This window comes from Massilia sp. TWR1-2-2, assembly GCF_049897565.1.
Taxonomy (GTDB): Bacteria; Pseudomonadota; Gammaproteobacteria; order Burkholderiales; family Burkholderiaceae_D; genus JAFCUW01.
Genome location: NZ_JAFCWM010000090.1, coordinates 1 through 1295, shown reverse-complemented (window position 1 = coordinate 1295; position 1295 = coordinate 1). Strand labels below are relative to the sequence as shown.

Sequence of the window (1295 nt, the reverse complement as noted above, 5' to 3'; positions counted from 1 at the left end):
CGCCCTGAAAAGCGGCTAGAACTTGGTTCTCAGGAGGCATGCGGGTTTGGATCGATAAATTTCGACTGATCATCGATAAAACCCGAAGGTATTCATGCCTTTTTCAACGCCCTGCTAGACCCCGCCCACTCTTCCAATTCGAAATGAGCGCGCCCGAAGTGGCGCGACTGGAAACGGAAATCGCCAAATTGAAACTCGGGGACTCGATCGAGAAAGTGAAGAAGGTCCTCGGGAAGCCATCAGCTGAAGGAAACTACTTCCGGAAGGGTATTTGGAGCAGCACGTTAGTGATGAAATACCTTAAATACAATCTAAAAGTGGTCAAGACAGACGGCAAAAATATTCATGACCACGTCATCGCCCTATTTTTTGACGCCAGCGGATCACTGATTGGCGCCGAAAGATGGGGGTATTCGAAGTCAAAGGTGGATCGGACAAGTTTTCAAATAGTAGAAAAAATCTTATGAGCTCAGGTGCAAAATAAAATTTTTTAAATATCTACTGATTGCGCTTCAGCTCTTCCTTGTGACCGCGACGTGGGTCAGTGCTCAAGAATCACTTAAGCAAAGCGATTCCGCGTCAGGCTACGTTCCTAAGGAAGGGTTTATCCCAGACCGCAGGACCGCTATTGCCGTTGCTATTGCGGTCTTGGTTCCCATCTACGGCGAAGACGAAGTCCGCGGAAACCGTCCATTTGTCGCTACGTTAAAAGGTGGGAAGTGGACCGTAACCGGATCGCTCCCAAAAAACATGGTCGGTGGCGTGCATGAGGTCCAACTTTCAAAGTCCAACGGGAAGATTTTGAAAATCAGCGCTGGCAAGTAGGCTCGCACTTCCGGGGAGCGATGTCCGGAATATCGAGGCAATTCTGGCGCGGGCCATCTGGAGGCGCACCTCTGGCAGCCCTAACGTCGCCCCATAAGTTCACGACGATTGTCTATATATGAAAACTACCTTTCGTAGAGCCGTTATCCTCGTCGGCGGAGTTATTTGGATCGCCATTTTTGCTAGGATGCTAAGAACGTATGCTACCGAGATTCCTGTCGCTGCGCGAGTCGAAAGTTTGGTCGTTTCAGTGACGCGCGATGCTCGCACCGAGCAGGAATCGTTTTTGTCGCTTATGTCGATGGGGGACGTGGCCGCGCCTTTTATTGTCGGACACTTAGGTGATATGCGCCCCAATCCACCCAAGTTAGCATTTAATGTGCAGTTAGATGGTTTATTTTCAACGTAGACACAAAAACACTTGACATCAATTTAGAAGCGCGGCCTGCAGTGTGAATTTTTGATTCTAC

3 protein-coding genes are annotated in these 1295 nt (G+C 49.2%); all 3 read left to right on the top strand.

The genetic code is table 11. The features are described 5' to 3' along the window. Nucleotides 1-143: 143 nt before the first annotated feature. Nucleotides 144-467: a hypothetical protein gene (locus ACP7DD_RS26490; protein WP_426178378.1), complete on the top strand. Its 324-nt coding sequence runs from the start codon at nucleotides 144-146 to the stop codon at nucleotides 465-467. Between the two features lie 58 nt (nucleotides 468-525). Then, entirely contained in the window at nucleotides 526-825 is a 300-nt protein-coding gene (locus ACP7DD_RS26485) for an NTF2 fold immunity protein (RefSeq protein ID WP_426178376.1), read from the top strand. Nucleotides 826-943: 118 nt separating this feature from the next. After that, nucleotides 944-1234, top strand: coding sequence for a hypothetical protein (locus ACP7DD_RS26480; RefSeq protein ID WP_426178374.1), 291 nt, complete (start codon nucleotides 944-946; stop codon nucleotides 1232-1234). Nucleotides 1235-1295 lie beyond the last annotated feature (61 nt).